Genomic DNA, 12748 nt, shown 5'->3' with positions numbered 1-12748 from the left:
AAATCCCACTACGACCGAGCCGAGGACCCCATGACCTTCATTGCCGCACCGATCGCTGACCTCCTCCTGACCGACGCCGCGTCGGCCGAGATGGCCCGTACAGTCACCGCACCTGAACTGCTCGGTGTCGCCGCGCAGCCGCCCGAGCTGGAGTGGTGCCCCTTCTGCTCCTACGACGAGACCAGCGAGCCGGGCCTGCCCCGCGACATCGTCAAATGCACCGTCGAACCAGCCTTGCCGCCCGAGGACTGGGACCCGGGCTGGGGTCAGGGCCCGCTGTACGAGGTCACCTACCTCTCCTGCGGCCACACCCTCGCCGAGCTCTGCGAGTCGGCGGCTCCATGCTCCACTCACCGAGGACCTTCCCCATGTACCCCCTGACGCCATTACAGAGCCTGGCGCTCCTCTTCATCGTGCTGGCCATCATCGCCTGCATCCTCTGGATCGCCCGTGAGATCAGCACCCAGACCCGGACGCCGGCACCGGCCGCGCAGCGCCCGGAGACCGACGGGTCCACACCCATCGTGCGCATCGCGGTCCACGGGCCGGACGAGCCTTACGACCACGAGAAGCACGGTCTCTGAAGACCAGCACTCCATTCGTCTTACCGCCCTCAACCCCCACGCCTGGGGCCGCCCTTGAAAGAGAGAACCACCATGAGCCTGACCCGTGCCCGCCTCGAAGGCGTCGGGCTGTTGTACCCGAACCGCGTCGCGCACCTGACCGGCTTCTCCTCGAAGTGCCGGGTCGACGGACGCCGTCTCTACATTCCGACCACCTATTCCGACATCGCGATCAAGGAGAGCTGACCGTGCAGGAGCCGAAGTTCAACCCGCCCTACGGTGGCGCCATCAACCACGTCACCGATCCCGCCGAGCATCACGGCTACCTGCATATGGTCGCCTGGGCCGTAGAGATCGGGTCTCACGCCGAGTACATCAAGGATCGGTGCGCGAAGGCGAAGGCCGCGGGCGCCCCGCTGGACATCCTGTACGAGCGTTCGGGTCCCTGCGGGGTCGGTACCGGAGAGTGGGTGCGGTTCAGCGACATCGACACCACCGGCCACGACGCGGCCCGCGGGTTCGTACGCATCGAGCAGTACGTGCGGGAGCTGGTGCGCTACCAGCACGCCGTCGCTCAGTACCGTAAGTGGCGCAGGACGGCGCCGCCGCTTAAGACGTTCACGGTCACGATCACGGCTCCGATCACCACCACTGTCCGTGCGCTGGACGAGGAGGACGCGCGCCGCACGGCGATGGCCGGCTGGGCGCCGAACCCGGACGGCTCCGCAACGGCCCGCCTGACCGGACCGCCCGGAGCGTGGGTCGCGAAGTTCAACGGCACCCCGAGCGTCAAGGAGGTCCGGCGATGAGCCCGATCGAGCTGCGCACACTGATCCATACCGCGCTGAACAAGAAAGCCGGCACACAGTACGGCGACATCCTCACCGTCGAACCAATCCCGCCAGTGCCCGGCGAGCCGGTGCGCCTGCGGGTGCAGGCGCCGGAGCCGATGGGCGCGATCCGCACCCACCTGATCGAGATCAGCGAGGAGAGCTGACGCCGCCTGCTTCCGTCGCCCCCGGCCGGGGGAAATCGTGGACGTGCTCGTCGGCGATGCCGAGCCGGTCGGCCGCCTGTTCCGGTGTCAGCCGGGACACGCCGGTCAGTCCCCCTTGCGCGACGTGTAGTTCTCGACGAACCCGCCTTCGCCGACCGGTTCGTCTGTCCGCTCGCGGGTGCTCATGACGTATGTCGTCTACGCGCCCCCACGTCTGCCGCCCGCGGTCACCCATACGACGGCGACCACAGCGGCGGCGGCGATGTGGCGGGCGGTGAGGCAGGCGAGGCGTCGGTTCATGAGGTGCTGTCTCCGTTCGAGGGGCGCACGGCGTACCGGCCGTACTTGGGTTGGTGTACGCGGGGGTCGGCGCCGACCTACTTGCCGATCGTTGCGGCGTGCGGCGGCGTGACGGTGGAGTGCAGGCGGGCGATGACGTCGCGGATCGCCTCGGGCCCGATGCCGTTCTCGCCGGGCTTGAGCACGATCTCGAAGACGATCCGCTTGCGCGGGTCGCCGCCTGTCTCGCGCAGGTCTTCGACCTCGACGGGCGGCGTGTGACCGAGCCCGCTCGCCTCGAAGATGCCGCGCACCTCGGCGTCGAGGTCGGGGTCGCTGCCGCGGGTAGTGGCGTCGTCGATCTGCTCGTGAAACCGGCGCATCGCGACGTCGGTGTCGGAGGAGGGCACTGTGGACCGCCCGCCGCCACCAGGCCCTGGGCGCCGAGATCGGCCCGCTGGTCAAGCAGGCGGCCCCCACGCTGCTGGAGCTGTTCGGCGTCGGCCCAGAGACATCCGGGTCGCGCCGATCCCGACTTCCTCCGGCCGCACCCACCGTCACCGCCTCAACCGCGACGGTGCCCGGGCTGTCCAAGAAGGACATCATGCGCTGCCTCAAGCGACTCGTCGCCCGCGAGGTCTACCGCGCCCCCTGACCAGCACACCGGTCACGCACATCACTCAAAACGACCTCGCTCCAGCTGCTTGACAGCTCTAGGAGCATCCCGAGAACGGAAAACCGGATGAGCACCAAGCTGTATGAGGGGCTGCGGCTGACCGCGCGCGCCCGACCTCTTCGAACTCACCCGCGTGATCTCCAAGCGCATGCGTGAGGTCTTCCGCGAGCTGGCTGTGCCCGTCATCGCCAGGAACGTCGCCCACGTCGTCGATGACACCGAGGTGCGCGAATGTCAACGGCCATGTAGTTCTCCCCACCGTGTGAGGTCCGGGGAGATGCTTGACAGTTCAGTCCCGGGACTTACTTGACGGTGTCCCGCATGATCCTTGACGGTTCCAGGTGATGATTGACGGGTCAGCGCGCGTCTGCGCGGTAGCGGGTCACAGGTTCGCCCTTGCGGGGGTGGGTGGAGATCTCGACCTCGCCGTCGAGGACACGGAAGCAGGTCTCCTCGATGATCACGGTGACGGTCTTGCCTGCGTGTGCGACGCCGGGACGGAGTTTCTGCCGTGCGACGACGAAGGTGCCGTCGGCTCCGACGCGCCGGATGGCCCGCCGTGGCTGGGACGGGGGCGGTGGCAGCGGTGTCGTGGCGACCCGAGCGCCGGTGAGTTTGGCACGTCGCTGGTGCGGGATCGGGGCAGGCAGGGTCTTGACCAGGAGCCCGGCGTGGATGACGTACATCATGCTGCCGTCGAAGCGCAGGATGACGCGCTTGCCGATCAGTTCCGAGCCGAGGGCGACGGGGGTCTGCCCAAGCCAGACCATGCCGTCCTTGGACGCCTTGCGCTCGACCTCGACCACCGTTGCGGGGGCCAGGGGTTTGTCCGGGCTGACGCCGCCCCGGGGCTCGGGCCCGCCGGGCCGACCGCCCCGCATGATCAGCCACTGAAGGTCGGCGTCGGTGAATGCCATCGAGCGGGTCCGTATAAGTTGTCCGTCGAGCAGGACGTGGACGGTGCGGTGGCTGACCCAGACCGTGACGGTCCGGCCGACCAGGGTCGGGCTGAACTTCAGGCTCTGTCCCTGCGGCAGCGTCACATGCCGGCCGGGACTGATCACCGCCTCGAACTCCACCGCCTGGATCGGGATGTTCTCCTCGGACGAGCTGGGTGGAGGCAGCAGTGGAAGCCGCATGGGCTCGGAGGGCGTTGGCGCGGGCTCCGCCGTCACCGGAGCCGAGGGTGCCGAGGCACCGGACGTGAGCGTGTGCGGCCGGAAGACCTGGGCCGGGGTGGCCATCTCCAGCGACTGATGAGGGCGGGTGTGGTTGTAGGCGTGGACCCAGGCATCGATCGCGGTCTGTGCGGCGGCCGGGTCGGTGAAGGGCCCGAAGTGGTCCAGCATCTCGCGACGCAGAGTCTTGTGGAATCGTTCGATTTTGCCCGTCGTGGTTGGTGACCTGGGCTTGGTCAGGCGCTGGTTGATGCCGTTCTCGCGGCACACTCGCTCGAACATCACCTCGTTTGGTAGCGGTTTGGAGTAACGGCCGGTGAACTGCTTGCCGTTGTCGGTCAGCATCTCCGACGGGACTCCGAACCGGCGCATCGCCCCGATGAACGCCTCGCACACGGCCCGTCCGGTCGGCTGCACCACCACCGTGGCGATCACGACGAACCGTGAGCAGTCGTCGATCCCGGTGACGAGCTTGCACTCCCGTCCGTCCGCGAGGAACACCCCGCCCATCAGGTCCATCTGCCACAACTGCATCGGCGCGTCCCGCTGCCACCGCTTGTAGACGCGGCGGTGGACCTGGACCTGATGGTTGACCAGGCCGTTGCGGACCAGGACGCGGTGCACCGTCGACCGGCCCGGCGCGTTCGGCATGCCGCGGACCACCAGTTCATGGGCGATGCGGCGCGCTCCCCACTTCGGGTAGGTCTGCCGCAACTGGCAGATGGCGAGTTCAACCTCGACCGGCACTCGCGACGGCGACGTATGCGGCCGACGCGAGCGGTCCCTCAGGCCGTCCCGTCCGCCCCCGCGGAATCACCGCAACCAGGTGTGCAACGACTGGCGCGACGTGCCGTACCGGCGCGCGACCTCGGCCACCGGCGCCCCGTCCAGTACCTCCGCCACAGTCCGGAACCGATGCTCCACCGTCCAGTCTTCGTCTCCTGCCCCAGGAGACTTGGGTATTTCGATCATGCCCAACGCAACGAAGCGACCGTCAAGAATGTCCCCGGCCCGTTAAAGATCTCCTGCGACCGTCAAGCAAGTCCCGCGTCTCCGACGTCAAGCAACTCCTGGGACTGCACAGTCACGCGAACGCGACATGGGCGGCCCCGTGCACAACTACACCGTCTACCGGGCCCGGAAACTCTGGCTCGACGAGCAGGCCGGACTCGATGACTGCATGACGTTCCACGACCCGCTGCGTTTCAGCATCGTCTTCGGCCAGGTCGACAACGACTACGGCACGCGCCGGCTGGCGTACCCCTTCGCCGGGAACCGCGCCTACACCGACGCGCTCATGGCTCTCGAAGCCGACGGCCGGCCGCTCTTCGTCGACTACCACTACCAGAACCAGGCTGACCGACCGAAGGAGATCCGGAAAGACGAGTGGAAGCGCTGGCGCAACGACTGGAACCGTCTGCTCGACGCCGACGACCGCGAGACGGACGGCACTTTAGGGCATCTCCCCGGCTGGCAGCTCCCGGACAGCATCGAGGGCGTCTTCGACGCGGTGCTGCTCGGATACAAGGACACCACCGTCGATCTGAACGCGCACTGCACCATCGAGCACCGCATGCGCCGGGCACTCAGCCGGGCGGTGACCTTCGACCTGGACCTCGACGAGGTCAACGGCATCAGCAGAGTGCTGACCCGCAGCAGGCGTATCGAGCGCTCGATCGAGCTCTACCTGAGCACTGCCGACGGAGCAGCGATGCTCCGACCTCAACCGTTGCCGGATGCCCGAGACCTCGACATCGCAGTCAGCGAGCTGCCGCCGGTCTATGAGCCTCCAGCTGAAGCCGTTGCCCGGATCAGCGAGCTGTATCGCGAACAGGTTCCGGTCGGTGACTGATCTGGATGGACGCGGTCGATCCGGAAGTAGATCTGCAGAGGCATCGGCATCCCCCCTCGCCCACGGGCGCGATCGCTTCGTGGGTTCGAATCCCACCGCTGTGCCGGAGCCATGAGGTCGGCTGTCTTCCTGCCGCTATGAGCTCAACGCCGGCGCCGCCGCAGTCACTCACCCCATCGGACAGATCACCTTCTGAACCAGGAGCACGTCATGTTCCCGGTCATTCGCACCCGCACCAACCGGTCAGCTCAACACCGCGATCCAGGAGCTGCACGACCGTGCTGAGTCCGAGCGAGGCTGGCGCCTGACGGCCGAGCAGCGCATCGAGCGGGCCCTGGCGCTGCTGGAGGGTCAGGACACCGACCTGGCCACCCGACTGCGCGCCGTACTCCAGGTGGACCAACCGTGACCGCGAACCGCCACCAGCCTGCCGCCCCCGCCTTATCGCTCGTGCTTCAGGCCCACGGAGCATGCGAAAGCGGAGGAGGCATCAGCTGATCGCGCCCATCGGCGTCCACAATCCACATCACGAGAAGAGCGAGATCACCATGGCTGAGTCCACGACCACCGTGAAGCACGACGTCACCATCGACTTCGGCTGCATCGAGCTGATCGGCTCGCTCGTGCACGATGACCAGTACCGCGTGCTGGAGCTCGAAAACGCCGAGGGCCCCGCCGAGCCCATCTCGACCAGCCTGCAGGGCTACCGCCTCACGCCCGAGCCCGGAAACGTCTTCATCAAGGACTGGTTCGAGCACTCGGGCCTGACGGCTCGCCTGGCGCAGGCCGGGCTGGTGAAGCCCGTGCGTGCGCTCACTGTCGGGCCCTTCGGCCCCACGGCCTATGAAGTGCAGGTGACGCTGTGAGCATCGGGATCTTCATCGCAGTCGGGCTGGTCCTGCTGTTGTTCTGGCTCACCCTGGCAGTTCTCCGCCGAGGCAGGATCGCCGAGCTCGAGCACTCCTACCGGCTCGCCCGCAAGAGGCGCGACACCGCCAGAGCGGACCAGGTGGAGGCCAAGCTGTGGGACATCCGGGCATCACGTCGGGGGTCTAGTCGGGGGAGTGGCCGGTAACTCAGCGAAGAGCGCGAGTCTGATCGGCGAAGCCGATTCGGGACTCGGAATGACAAGGCATTCGATCAGCACAGCTGATTCGGAAGAAGCACTGGAAGAGGACATCATCTGATCAGCGAAGCTGATCCGGATGGTGGCATGACAGACAACTGAACATCTCAATAGCCCACCCACCTGCGCGCGGACGACGACGTCGATCCGGGCGCTGCGCTGTATTCAAGGAGAATCCACATGTCGAACCCGAACAGCACCGCAACCGTCATCGGCCGCCTGGCGAACGACCCGAAGGTTTTCGAGAACAAGGACGGCTCCAAGAAGGTCATGCTCACCGCCTACGTCGACCGCGGCTACACCGACGCCCAAGGCAACCGCATCTCCGACGCCCTGCCGTTCGAGGCCTTCGTTCGCGCCCAGACCCCCGGCACCGGCCCCTTCGCGCACGTGCACAAGGGCGACCTGGTGGCCCTCAGCTACGAGCCGCGGATGAACCGCTACACCAAGAACGGTGTGGAGGTCTTCGAGATCAAGCTCGAGATCCAGAACATCTCCTTCCTGGAGTCCCGCGCGACCACTCAGGCTCGCCTGGCTGAGCGCGTCACCAAGGCCGAGACCCAGAACCAGAGCCTGCAGGCCCAGGCTCCCACCCCGGTCGCGGCTGCCGCTTCGGCCGTCGCGCACGCCAGCGTCGTGGACGAGCAGCTGCCCTTCTCAGGGAACGTGTGAGTGAGCCTGGCTGCGAAAAGGGGCCCCTGATCGGGGGCCCCGGCCGGGGCCGTTCTCGACCAACGCTGGTTCAGCCGATCGCCCCGCACGAACCCTTCTCGTGCGCTGTAAGGGACTCGGCACCAGCCGGGCCGCGCCAAGGCGCAGCACCCCGGCCGCGCACCGCGCCGCCCGGCCCGCCCTGGCCCGGCAGCCACGCATTCGCCCGGCCTCACGGAGTCGACATCCCTGGGCCCCGGACCGACCCGAGGAGAAGCCCACGTGACCTCCGTGAAGAAGCCCACCCGCCGTACCCGAAAGGCGAGCTGACATGGACGACATGACCCGGGCCGCGGTCCAGTCGTACTACCGGCTGACCGAGACCCTGCGGGCCGCGATTGAGGACCCGCACCGCTCCGAGGAAGAGCTGACCTCCGCCGCGTACGAGGCCAACCGGCTCATGGGTGCCGCGGGACTTCTGAGCCGCCCGCAGCACGAGATCACCGCGCTCGTCCGCGAGATCAACCAGGACAAGTACCCGCACGAGCCCGCTGCGGAGCCGCAGCCGACCATCTGGCTCGTCACCCGGGGCGAGGACCCCGGCGCGACCCCGTGCCAGGACGAAGCAACCGCCCGCGCGTACGTCGAGGAGCGGTACCGCGAGGACGAGCACCCCGAAGACCCCGCCGTCCTGCGCTGGGACGAGGACGGGGACCTGATGGACGACTCGATTCCCGGGAGCTACCAGGGCATGGGCACCGGTTGGAACATTGCCGAAAAACCCGTAATCCGCCCCGCCGACCTGCCCCACACCGACTAAGAACACCCGAGCAAGCAAGCAGCCCCGGCCCGTGCATCCGTACGGGGCCGGGGCTGGCCTACTCCAAGAGCAGATAGTCACCTTCCCCGAAGACACAACCGCCGGCGCACTGTGGGCACACGGCTACCTCAGCGCCGCGAACGCGATGGGTGGATGGAGAGCGTTCACGGCGGGAATCGAGGAACGCGAGGCCGCCGGCACCCTCCATCTGTAACCGCAGCCCCCTCAAGAAGACGAAGCGTCCCGGCTGGGCGCCGGGCCTGGAATGGCATCTACTGGGGTACCCGCCGGATCACCCTCGACGCGGGCGGCGTGCACGGCACCTTCGGCACCATCCAGGTCGGTAAGACCGCGGGAAGGTACTGCGCGCCGAGATCATCCACGGCAACAACGGCACCCCCTGCCACCAACGTCGTCCGCCGCTGCTCAAGACCGTGACCCCTCACACCGGCCCCGAAGGCTGCACGACCTCCATACTCACCTGCCGCCCGTAGCTGTCCGGGGCGGGACGTGGCGCCCGTCCAGCCCCGCCCGGCCCGACATGACAAAGCCCCACACCGCAGACTCTGAGCGCGCCTCTGCGACAACGCACCGGCCCGCCGGTCAACATCCCAACGGAGCACCGAATGGAAACGCAGTTCTACGTGCACCTCGACTTCCCGGCCGTCGCGCGTGTCCTGGCTCGCCTGTCCTACTCGCCGGACACCCCCCACTGCGTTGAGGCCACCTTCGCCCTGGGCGGCGGCCATGACCCAGTGACATGGACCTTGGGGCGGGAGCTGCTGAGGGACGGACTGAGCGGGCCTGCGGGAATGGGCGATGTGCAGATTGGCCCCACTGACCTGCCTTCGCGTACACTGCGCCTCCGCCTGCATTCCCCGCACGGGACCGCCGAGTTCAGCCTGCCTGGTCAGGCACTCGGTGACTTTCTCCGGCGGACGGCGAAGGCCGTCCCCTACGGCCGCGAGGCGGAATCTCCCAGGTTCCTCACGAACCTGGACCGCGCGCTGGCCAGCATGCTCGCCGAGCCCTGCTGACCGGGCCACCTTCAGCTCCCGCGCCCGCCACCCCCCTTCCCCGAGCAGTTCCCCACTGGGCACGTCCCGGTGTTGCGGCACTACGTGCCCCCACGACGGCGTCTACTCCTGCCCCGGGTGCGGGATCGCCATCGTCTGCGAGAAGTGAACCGCCCCCCGGCCGTTCGAGATCAGCACAGCTGATCCGGGCGATCGACGACAGACCACCACGACTTCTGCACGGAGCGGTTCGAACCCGTAGTGCGCCGACTGATCCTCGGCGTACGCCAGTTGGCACACCGTGCAGACCGGCCGCGGAACAGGTTCGATTCCTGAGCGCTGCAGCTGATCCCTGCGGTGCGCCCCTGGAGATCTCCGCGGCTCCGGCTTCCCCAGCACCCCGGTGCGCGCTCTGCCTTCGGGCAGCAGCTGCGCCGGGGTGCTGCGTTTCTTCTTCGTCGTGGCTCGCCTTGCTCGTCCCGTGAAGGCAGTGAGCACAAGGGATCAGCGGAGCTGATCCGGATCTGGCGTTGAAGAACATCCTCGTCACGTCAGGAGCTGAGCCATGAACTGCCCGAACTGCGCCATCGACATGGAGTCGAACGCCCACGGTGTCCGCACCAGTAAGAAAGCCAAGAAGGTCACGCACACGTGCTCCGACTGCGGCTACAGCGAGACTCGCTGACCAGCGACTTCTTCGCCCTGCCTTTCCTCTTCCCCTCCACTGCGGTCGGGAAGGAAACCACGCCGATGAACACGCTCCAGACCATGCCTGGCTTGCCCAGCATTCTCATCGTCTTCGCCGCTGCTCTTGCGACGATGGGATTCGCCTTCCTCCTGCCGCACCTGATCGGACGTAAGCCGCGGGCCAAGGGCTACGGCAGCAGGACCGAGCAGCGCGTCCGTCCCGCCGTCGGCAGCTACGTCCTCCTCGCCGAGCCCAGCGACTACCTCGAGTACGAGTTCGGTGCAGTCCCCAGCAGCAGCATCGGCGTCATCGTCCGGCATTCCAAGAACGGCCATGACGACACCGGGGTGTTCGTCCACTGGCTGACGAAGCCGGACGGCCTCGTGCACCAGGACCTCGCCGCCCTGGAGGACGCACGCATCTACGGCGTGCGCTGCGAGCTCGACGAGCTCGCCTTCTTCGAACCCATGCCGGCGTCCCGGCCCCAGCACTGCCCCAGGAGCACTGACCACCATGAGTTTCCTCAGCCGCATCGGCTTCATCGAGACCGAAGAACAGGAGCAGGCCCGGCTGGCCCAGGCCACCGAAGGCTCGCTGAACCACTACCTGTCCACCCTGCCCGTGACCATCGAAGAGTGGCCCAAGGACCTGCTCGTCGAGTTGCCCTGGGAGCCGCCGCGCACGAACCAGCCCTACCGCGTCGTCGTAGTGCCGATGGAGTTCCGGAAGGAGGCTCTGCCCGACGGCGTTGAGGAAGAGCCCGTGCCACGTAAGCGCCACTCCGGTTCCTGGATGTGCGCCGTGGTGTTCTCGACCCACCCGAGCTACCCGGCCGGCGGCTTCCGCATCGACGTCCCTGCCGCCGAGCTGGCCCGAGGCCGGAAGGTCGACCTCGCCGGGGTACAGGCCCAGGCCTGACCCCACGAGCGCAACGCATCCGCACCATCAGCCCCCGCAGGGATCACGCCGTGCGGGGGCTCCTCGTTCTCGCCCCCACTCGACTGAAGCAGAAAGCAGACGCCATGTCCCGCACCAGAACCTCTCCCGTCCTCCTCGTCCTCGTGGCGCTGCGCTCTGTTCCCTGACCCCACGCCCCTCAACACCACCGTCAGTGAAGAGCAGAAGATCGACGCCGTCCACCGGCTGGGCGTGATGTCCAGCGGTACCCCGAGCTGAAGCGCCGCGTGGCGGACGCCCGGCTCGAACTCGCTGCCGTCATTCTCGCCTGGGACGCCGTCGACGAGCGCATCCAGGCCGGGGAGAAGAGCCACTCCCTCCAGGAGCAGGCCGCCGTCGAACAAGCCAAGAGCGCCCATGTTCAGGCTTTGGCGGACCTCCTGCGAGGCAAGCACTGAGCCGCACTGGCTCGTCCCCGCAATTATCACCGAACCGCACATAGGAGGCCCCGTCATGCCCGATGCACCCGCATACACGCCCCGCAGCGTCTACACGCTGGAACCGCACGCTGATCTTGTGACCGCCGAGAACGGATACATTGCGATCGAGGCAATCGCCGAGCGCGTCTACGGCAAGCCGTACAGCTCGCTGCGCGGATGCCAGCGGGACGACGAGCACATCGGCAATGACAGCGTGAAGCTCTATGAGCTCACCCCCGACGGGGACTACCTGCAGGCACTCGGCGACCTCGACAACGCCGAGATCCACCTGGGCTGGGACTCCCGCACCGGCGAGAGCGCCTTCAAGACCGGCATGACGGAGCTGGACTACTGGCTGAGCATCCGCGTCGCCGACGAAAACACAACAGCCACCGTCGAAGCGAACCCTCCGGCAACGCAAGACCTTGAGAATGCCGTGTTCGAGGACCGGTTCTTCGCCGATCGCGCCTTCTCCCCGTCGCTGCGGCTGGTCCTGGCCGATCTGATCCGCCGCGGCGAACTGCCGTGCGGCGACTACCTGTTCCGGCACTGGTGGTGATCGAAGCGGAATGAAGGTTGGAACCATCGCTCAGTCTCAGACACCCGTCTTCGACGTCGCCGAGTACATCCTGCAGAAGCACGCCTCGGCCGAGCCCGATCGGTCGGCGATGACCGCGATGAAGCTCCAGAAGCTCGTCTACTACTGCCAAGCCTGACACCTCGCCCGGGAGGGCAGAGCCCTCTTCCCGGCGGCGATCCAGGCCTGGGCCTCCGAGCCCGTCTGCCCTGAGCTCTACGAGCTGCACCAGGGCTACTTCACCGTCCAGACCGGCTTCTTCGCCAAACGGCTGCGCGTGCGCAGCGACGTCGAGACCACCTGACCACGCCCAGGATGAGAGAGACCTAGCACCATGTACAACACCCCCTTACGCCAACGCCTGCGTGACTGGGCGATCTCGATCGCGATAGTTGCCGCCCTGGTCGCAGGCGTGTTCCTCTGGCTCAACCACATCAACGAGCAAGGCGCCCAGGAGCGCGCTGCCATGGCGAACACGAAGATCGTCTACGTCCCGGATCCCGGGCAGAAGCTCGTCAAGCGCACTGACGGCTCCTACTACGAGGCAACCCCCGAGGCGGAGACTCCGTACACCGGCATCTACGACTACACGACCATCGAAGACCACGACGTCGTCGTGCCCAGAAGCGTGTCGGTAGAGGAGCGCAGAGCTCAGCCGTCGTTCCTGTGGCACCGCTCGACGTTCATTAACGACATCACGGTCCGAGTCATCGATCCACACGAAGCAGACCAGACGCCGCGCGTCGAGCGGCTGCGCTGCACGGTCGAGCCCGTCGATGTGTCGAAGCCGAGCTACACCGGCGACCCGCACGACAGGAGTCGGCTGAAGATCGGGCCCGACCAGGAAGGCACGGACGCAGGAAGTCAGCAGCTGTGCCAGGACCGGATCACGATCCTTGTGCCGGACGGCAGCATCCAGCCGTAGCCGATTGGGGCTCACCTCTGGGCG

General features: G+C 67.2%; 17 protein-coding genes and 2 pseudogenes. 16 read left to right on the top strand and 3 right to left on the bottom strand.

What is annotated here, in order from left to right; all coding sequences use genetic code 11:
* Positions 1 to 30 precede the first annotated feature (30 nt).
* The 5 genes from ACQP17_RS05395 to ACQP17_RS05375 all read left to right on the top strand — a co-directional run bounded on the left by ACQP17_RS05395 (position 31) and on the right by ACQP17_RS05375 (position 1560).
* Positions 31 to 381 (top strand): hypothetical protein, encoded by a 351-nt coding sequence (locus tag ACQP17_RS05395; RefSeq protein WP_433855204.1) that lies wholly within the window; start codon positions 31 to 33, stop codon positions 379 to 381.
* Positions 369 to 584: a hypothetical protein gene (locus tag ACQP17_RS05390; protein ID WP_433855203.1), complete on the top strand. Its 216-nt coding sequence runs from the start codon at positions 369 to 371 to the stop codon at positions 582 to 584. The genes ACQP17_RS05395 and ACQP17_RS05390 overlap by 13 nt, the downstream gene beginning before the upstream one ends.
* A 72-nt stretch (positions 585 to 656) precedes the next feature.
* A complete protein-coding gene (locus ACQP17_RS05385) occupies positions 657 to 809 on the top strand; it encodes a hypothetical protein (protein WP_433855202.1) in 153 nt (50 codons plus the stop codon).
* 2 nt (positions 810 to 811) lie between these two features.
* Positions 812 to 1372, top strand: coding sequence for a hypothetical protein (locus ACQP17_RS05380; RefSeq protein WP_433855201.1), 561 nt, complete (start codon positions 812 to 814; stop codon positions 1370 to 1372).
* Positions 1369 to 1560, top strand: a complete 192-nt coding sequence (locus tag ACQP17_RS05375) for a hypothetical protein (protein WP_433855200.1) — start codon at positions 1369 to 1371, stop codon at positions 1558 to 1560. Before ACQP17_RS05380 ends, ACQP17_RS05375 begins: the two co-directional genes overlap by 4 nt.
* A 377-nt stretch (positions 1561 to 1937) precedes the next feature.
* Here ACQP17_RS05375 and ACQP17_RS05370 read toward each other — a convergent pair whose 3' ends face one another.
* A complete protein-coding gene (locus ACQP17_RS05370; RefSeq protein WP_433855199.1) occupies positions 1938 to 2222 on the bottom strand; it encodes a hypothetical protein in 285 nt (94 codons plus the stop codon).
* A gap of 35 nt (positions 2223 to 2257) precedes the next feature.
* On the opposite strand from ACQP17_RS05370, the pseudogene ACQP17_RS05365 reads away from it, so the two are divergent.
* Positions 2258 to 2494: pseudogene (locus ACQP17_RS05365) on the top strand (hypothetical protein); the annotation flags it as partial.
* A 377-nt stretch (positions 2495 to 2871) separates the two neighbouring features.
* On the opposite strand, the pseudogene ACQP17_RS05360 reads toward ACQP17_RS05365, so the two are convergent.
* Positions 2872 to 4665 (bottom strand): annotated as a pseudogene (locus ACQP17_RS05360) (IS481 family transposase).
* Between the two features lie 127 nt (positions 4666 to 4792).
* Here ACQP17_RS05360 and ACQP17_RS05355 point away from each other — a divergent pair.
* The 5 genes from ACQP17_RS05355 (at position 4793) to ACQP17_RS05335 (ending at position 9179) form a co-directional block, all read left to right on the top strand.
* Complete coding sequence (locus tag ACQP17_RS05355; protein WP_433855198.1) at positions 4793 to 5545, top strand: hypothetical protein; 753 nt, start codon at positions 4793 to 4795, stop codon at positions 5543 to 5545.
* A 548-nt stretch (positions 5546 to 6093) separates the two neighbouring features.
* A complete protein-coding gene (locus ACQP17_RS05350; RefSeq protein ID WP_433855197.1) occupies positions 6094 to 6411 on the top strand; it encodes a hypothetical protein in 318 nt (105 codons plus the stop codon).
* Positions 6412 to 6851: 440 nt separating this feature from the next.
* Positions 6852 to 7343, top strand: coding sequence for a single-stranded DNA-binding protein (locus ACQP17_RS05345; protein WP_433855196.1), 492 nt, complete (start codon positions 6852 to 6854; stop codon positions 7341 to 7343).
* A gap of 310 nt (positions 7344 to 7653) precedes the next feature.
* Positions 7654 to 8142: a hypothetical protein gene (locus ACQP17_RS05340; protein WP_433855195.1), complete on the top strand. Its 489-nt coding sequence runs from the start codon at positions 7654 to 7656 to the stop codon at positions 8140 to 8142.
* A 626-nt stretch (positions 8143 to 8768) separates the two neighbouring features.
* The gene (locus ACQP17_RS05335) at positions 8769 to 9179 is read left to right on the top strand and encodes an SsgA family sporulation/cell division regulator (RefSeq protein ID WP_433855194.1); all 411 of its coding nucleotides are present in this window, start codon (positions 8769 to 8771) and stop codon (positions 9177 to 9179) included.
* Positions 9180 to 9824: 645 nt separating this feature from the next.
* On the opposite strand, the gene ACQP17_RS05330 is transcribed toward ACQP17_RS05335, so the two are convergent.
* Positions 9825 to 10361, bottom strand: coding sequence for a hypothetical protein (locus ACQP17_RS05330; RefSeq protein WP_433855193.1), 537 nt, complete (start codon positions 10359 to 10361; stop codon positions 9825 to 9827).
* Between ACQP17_RS05330 and ACQP17_RS05325 the strand changes: the two genes are divergently transcribed.
* The 5 genes from ACQP17_RS05325 to ACQP17_RS05305 all read left to right on the top strand — a co-directional run bounded on the left by ACQP17_RS05325 (position 10360) and on the right by ACQP17_RS05305 (position 12724).
* The gene (locus ACQP17_RS05325; RefSeq protein WP_433855192.1) at positions 10360 to 10764 is read left to right on the top strand and encodes a hypothetical protein; all 405 of its coding nucleotides are present in this window, start codon (positions 10360 to 10362) and stop codon (positions 10762 to 10764) included. The two genes, ACQP17_RS05330 and ACQP17_RS05325, sit on opposite strands and share 2 nt — an antisense overlap.
* Before the next feature lie 266 nt (positions 10765 to 11030).
* Positions 11031 to 11201: a hypothetical protein gene (locus tag ACQP17_RS05320; protein WP_433855191.1), complete on the top strand. Its 171-nt coding sequence runs from the start codon at positions 11031 to 11033 to the stop codon at positions 11199 to 11201.
* Positions 11202 to 11256: 55 nt separating this feature from the next.
* The gene (locus ACQP17_RS05315; protein ID WP_433855190.1) at positions 11257 to 11781 is read left to right on the top strand and encodes a hypothetical protein; all 525 of its coding nucleotides are present in this window, start codon (positions 11257 to 11259) and stop codon (positions 11779 to 11781) included.
* A gap of 10 nt (positions 11782 to 11791) precedes the next feature.
* A complete protein-coding gene (locus ACQP17_RS05310; RefSeq protein WP_433855189.1) occupies positions 11792 to 11938 on the top strand; it encodes a hypothetical protein in 147 nt (48 codons plus the stop codon).
* Between the two features lie 195 nt (positions 11939 to 12133).
* Positions 12134 to 12724 (top strand): hypothetical protein, encoded by a 591-nt coding sequence (locus ACQP17_RS05305; protein ID WP_433855188.1) that lies wholly within the window; start codon positions 12134 to 12136, stop codon positions 12722 to 12724.
* Positions 12725 to 12748 lie beyond the last annotated feature (24 nt).

The sequence above is a fragment of the Streptomyces kronopolitis genome, assembly GCF_050953795.1.
GTDB classification, from domain to species: Bacteria; Actinomycetota; Actinomycetes; order Streptomycetales; family Streptomycetaceae; genus Streptomyces; species Streptomyces kronopolitis_A.
This window is presented reverse-complemented; position numbering and strand designations above follow the sequence as displayed.

Bases quoted from the DNA above. Each gene is read 5' to 3' on its own strand.
- ACQP17_RS05395 (WP_433855204.1), top strand. From the start codon at position 31: ATGACCTTCATTGCCGCACCGATCGCTGACCTCCTCCTGACCGACGCC.
- ACQP17_RS05390 (WP_433855203.1), top strand. From the start codon at position 369: ATGTACCCCCTGACGCCATTACAGAGCCTGGCGCTCCTCTTCATCGTG.
- ACQP17_RS05385 (WP_433855202.1), top strand. From the start codon at position 657: ATGAGCCTGACCCGTGCCCGCCTCGAAGGCGTCGGGCTGTTGTACCCG.
- ACQP17_RS05375 (WP_433855200.1), top strand. From the start codon at position 1,369: ATGAGCCCGATCGAGCTGCGCACACTGATCCATACCGCGCTGAACAAG.
- ACQP17_RS05370 (WP_433855199.1), bottom strand. From the start codon at position 2,222: ATGCGCCGGTTTCACGAGCAGATCGACGACGCCACTACCCGCGGCAGC.
- ACQP17_RS05355 (WP_433855198.1), top strand. From the start codon at position 4,793: ATGGGCGGCCCCGTGCACAACTACACCGTCTACCGGGCCCGGAAACTC.
- ACQP17_RS05350 (WP_433855197.1), top strand. From the start codon at position 6,094: ATGGCTGAGTCCACGACCACCGTGAAGCACGACGTCACCATCGACTTC.
- ACQP17_RS05345 (WP_433855196.1), top strand. From the start codon at position 6,852: ATGTCGAACCCGAACAGCACCGCAACCGTCATCGGCCGCCTGGCGAAC.
- ACQP17_RS05340 (WP_433855195.1), top strand. From the start codon at position 7,654: ATGGACGACATGACCCGGGCCGCGGTCCAGTCGTACTACCGGCTGACC.
- ACQP17_RS05335 (WP_433855194.1), top strand. From the start codon at position 8,769: ATGGAAACGCAGTTCTACGTGCACCTCGACTTCCCGGCCGTCGCGCGT.
- ACQP17_RS05325 (WP_433855192.1), top strand. From the start codon at position 10,360: ATGAGTTTCCTCAGCCGCATCGGCTTCATCGAGACCGAAGAACAGGAG.
- ACQP17_RS05330 (WP_433855193.1), bottom strand. From the start codon at position 10,361: ATGGTGGTCAGTGCTCCTGGGGCAGTGCTGGGGCCGGGACGCCGGCAT.
- ACQP17_RS05315 (WP_433855190.1), top strand. From the start codon at position 11,257: ATGCCCGATGCACCCGCATACACGCCCCGCAGCGTCTACACGCTGGAA.
- ACQP17_RS05310 (WP_433855189.1), top strand. From the start codon at position 11,792: ATGAAGGTTGGAACCATCGCTCAGTCTCAGACACCCGTCTTCGACGTC.
- ACQP17_RS05305 (WP_433855188.1), top strand. From the start codon at position 12,134: ATGTACAACACCCCCTTACGCCAACGCCTGCGTGACTGGGCGATCTCG.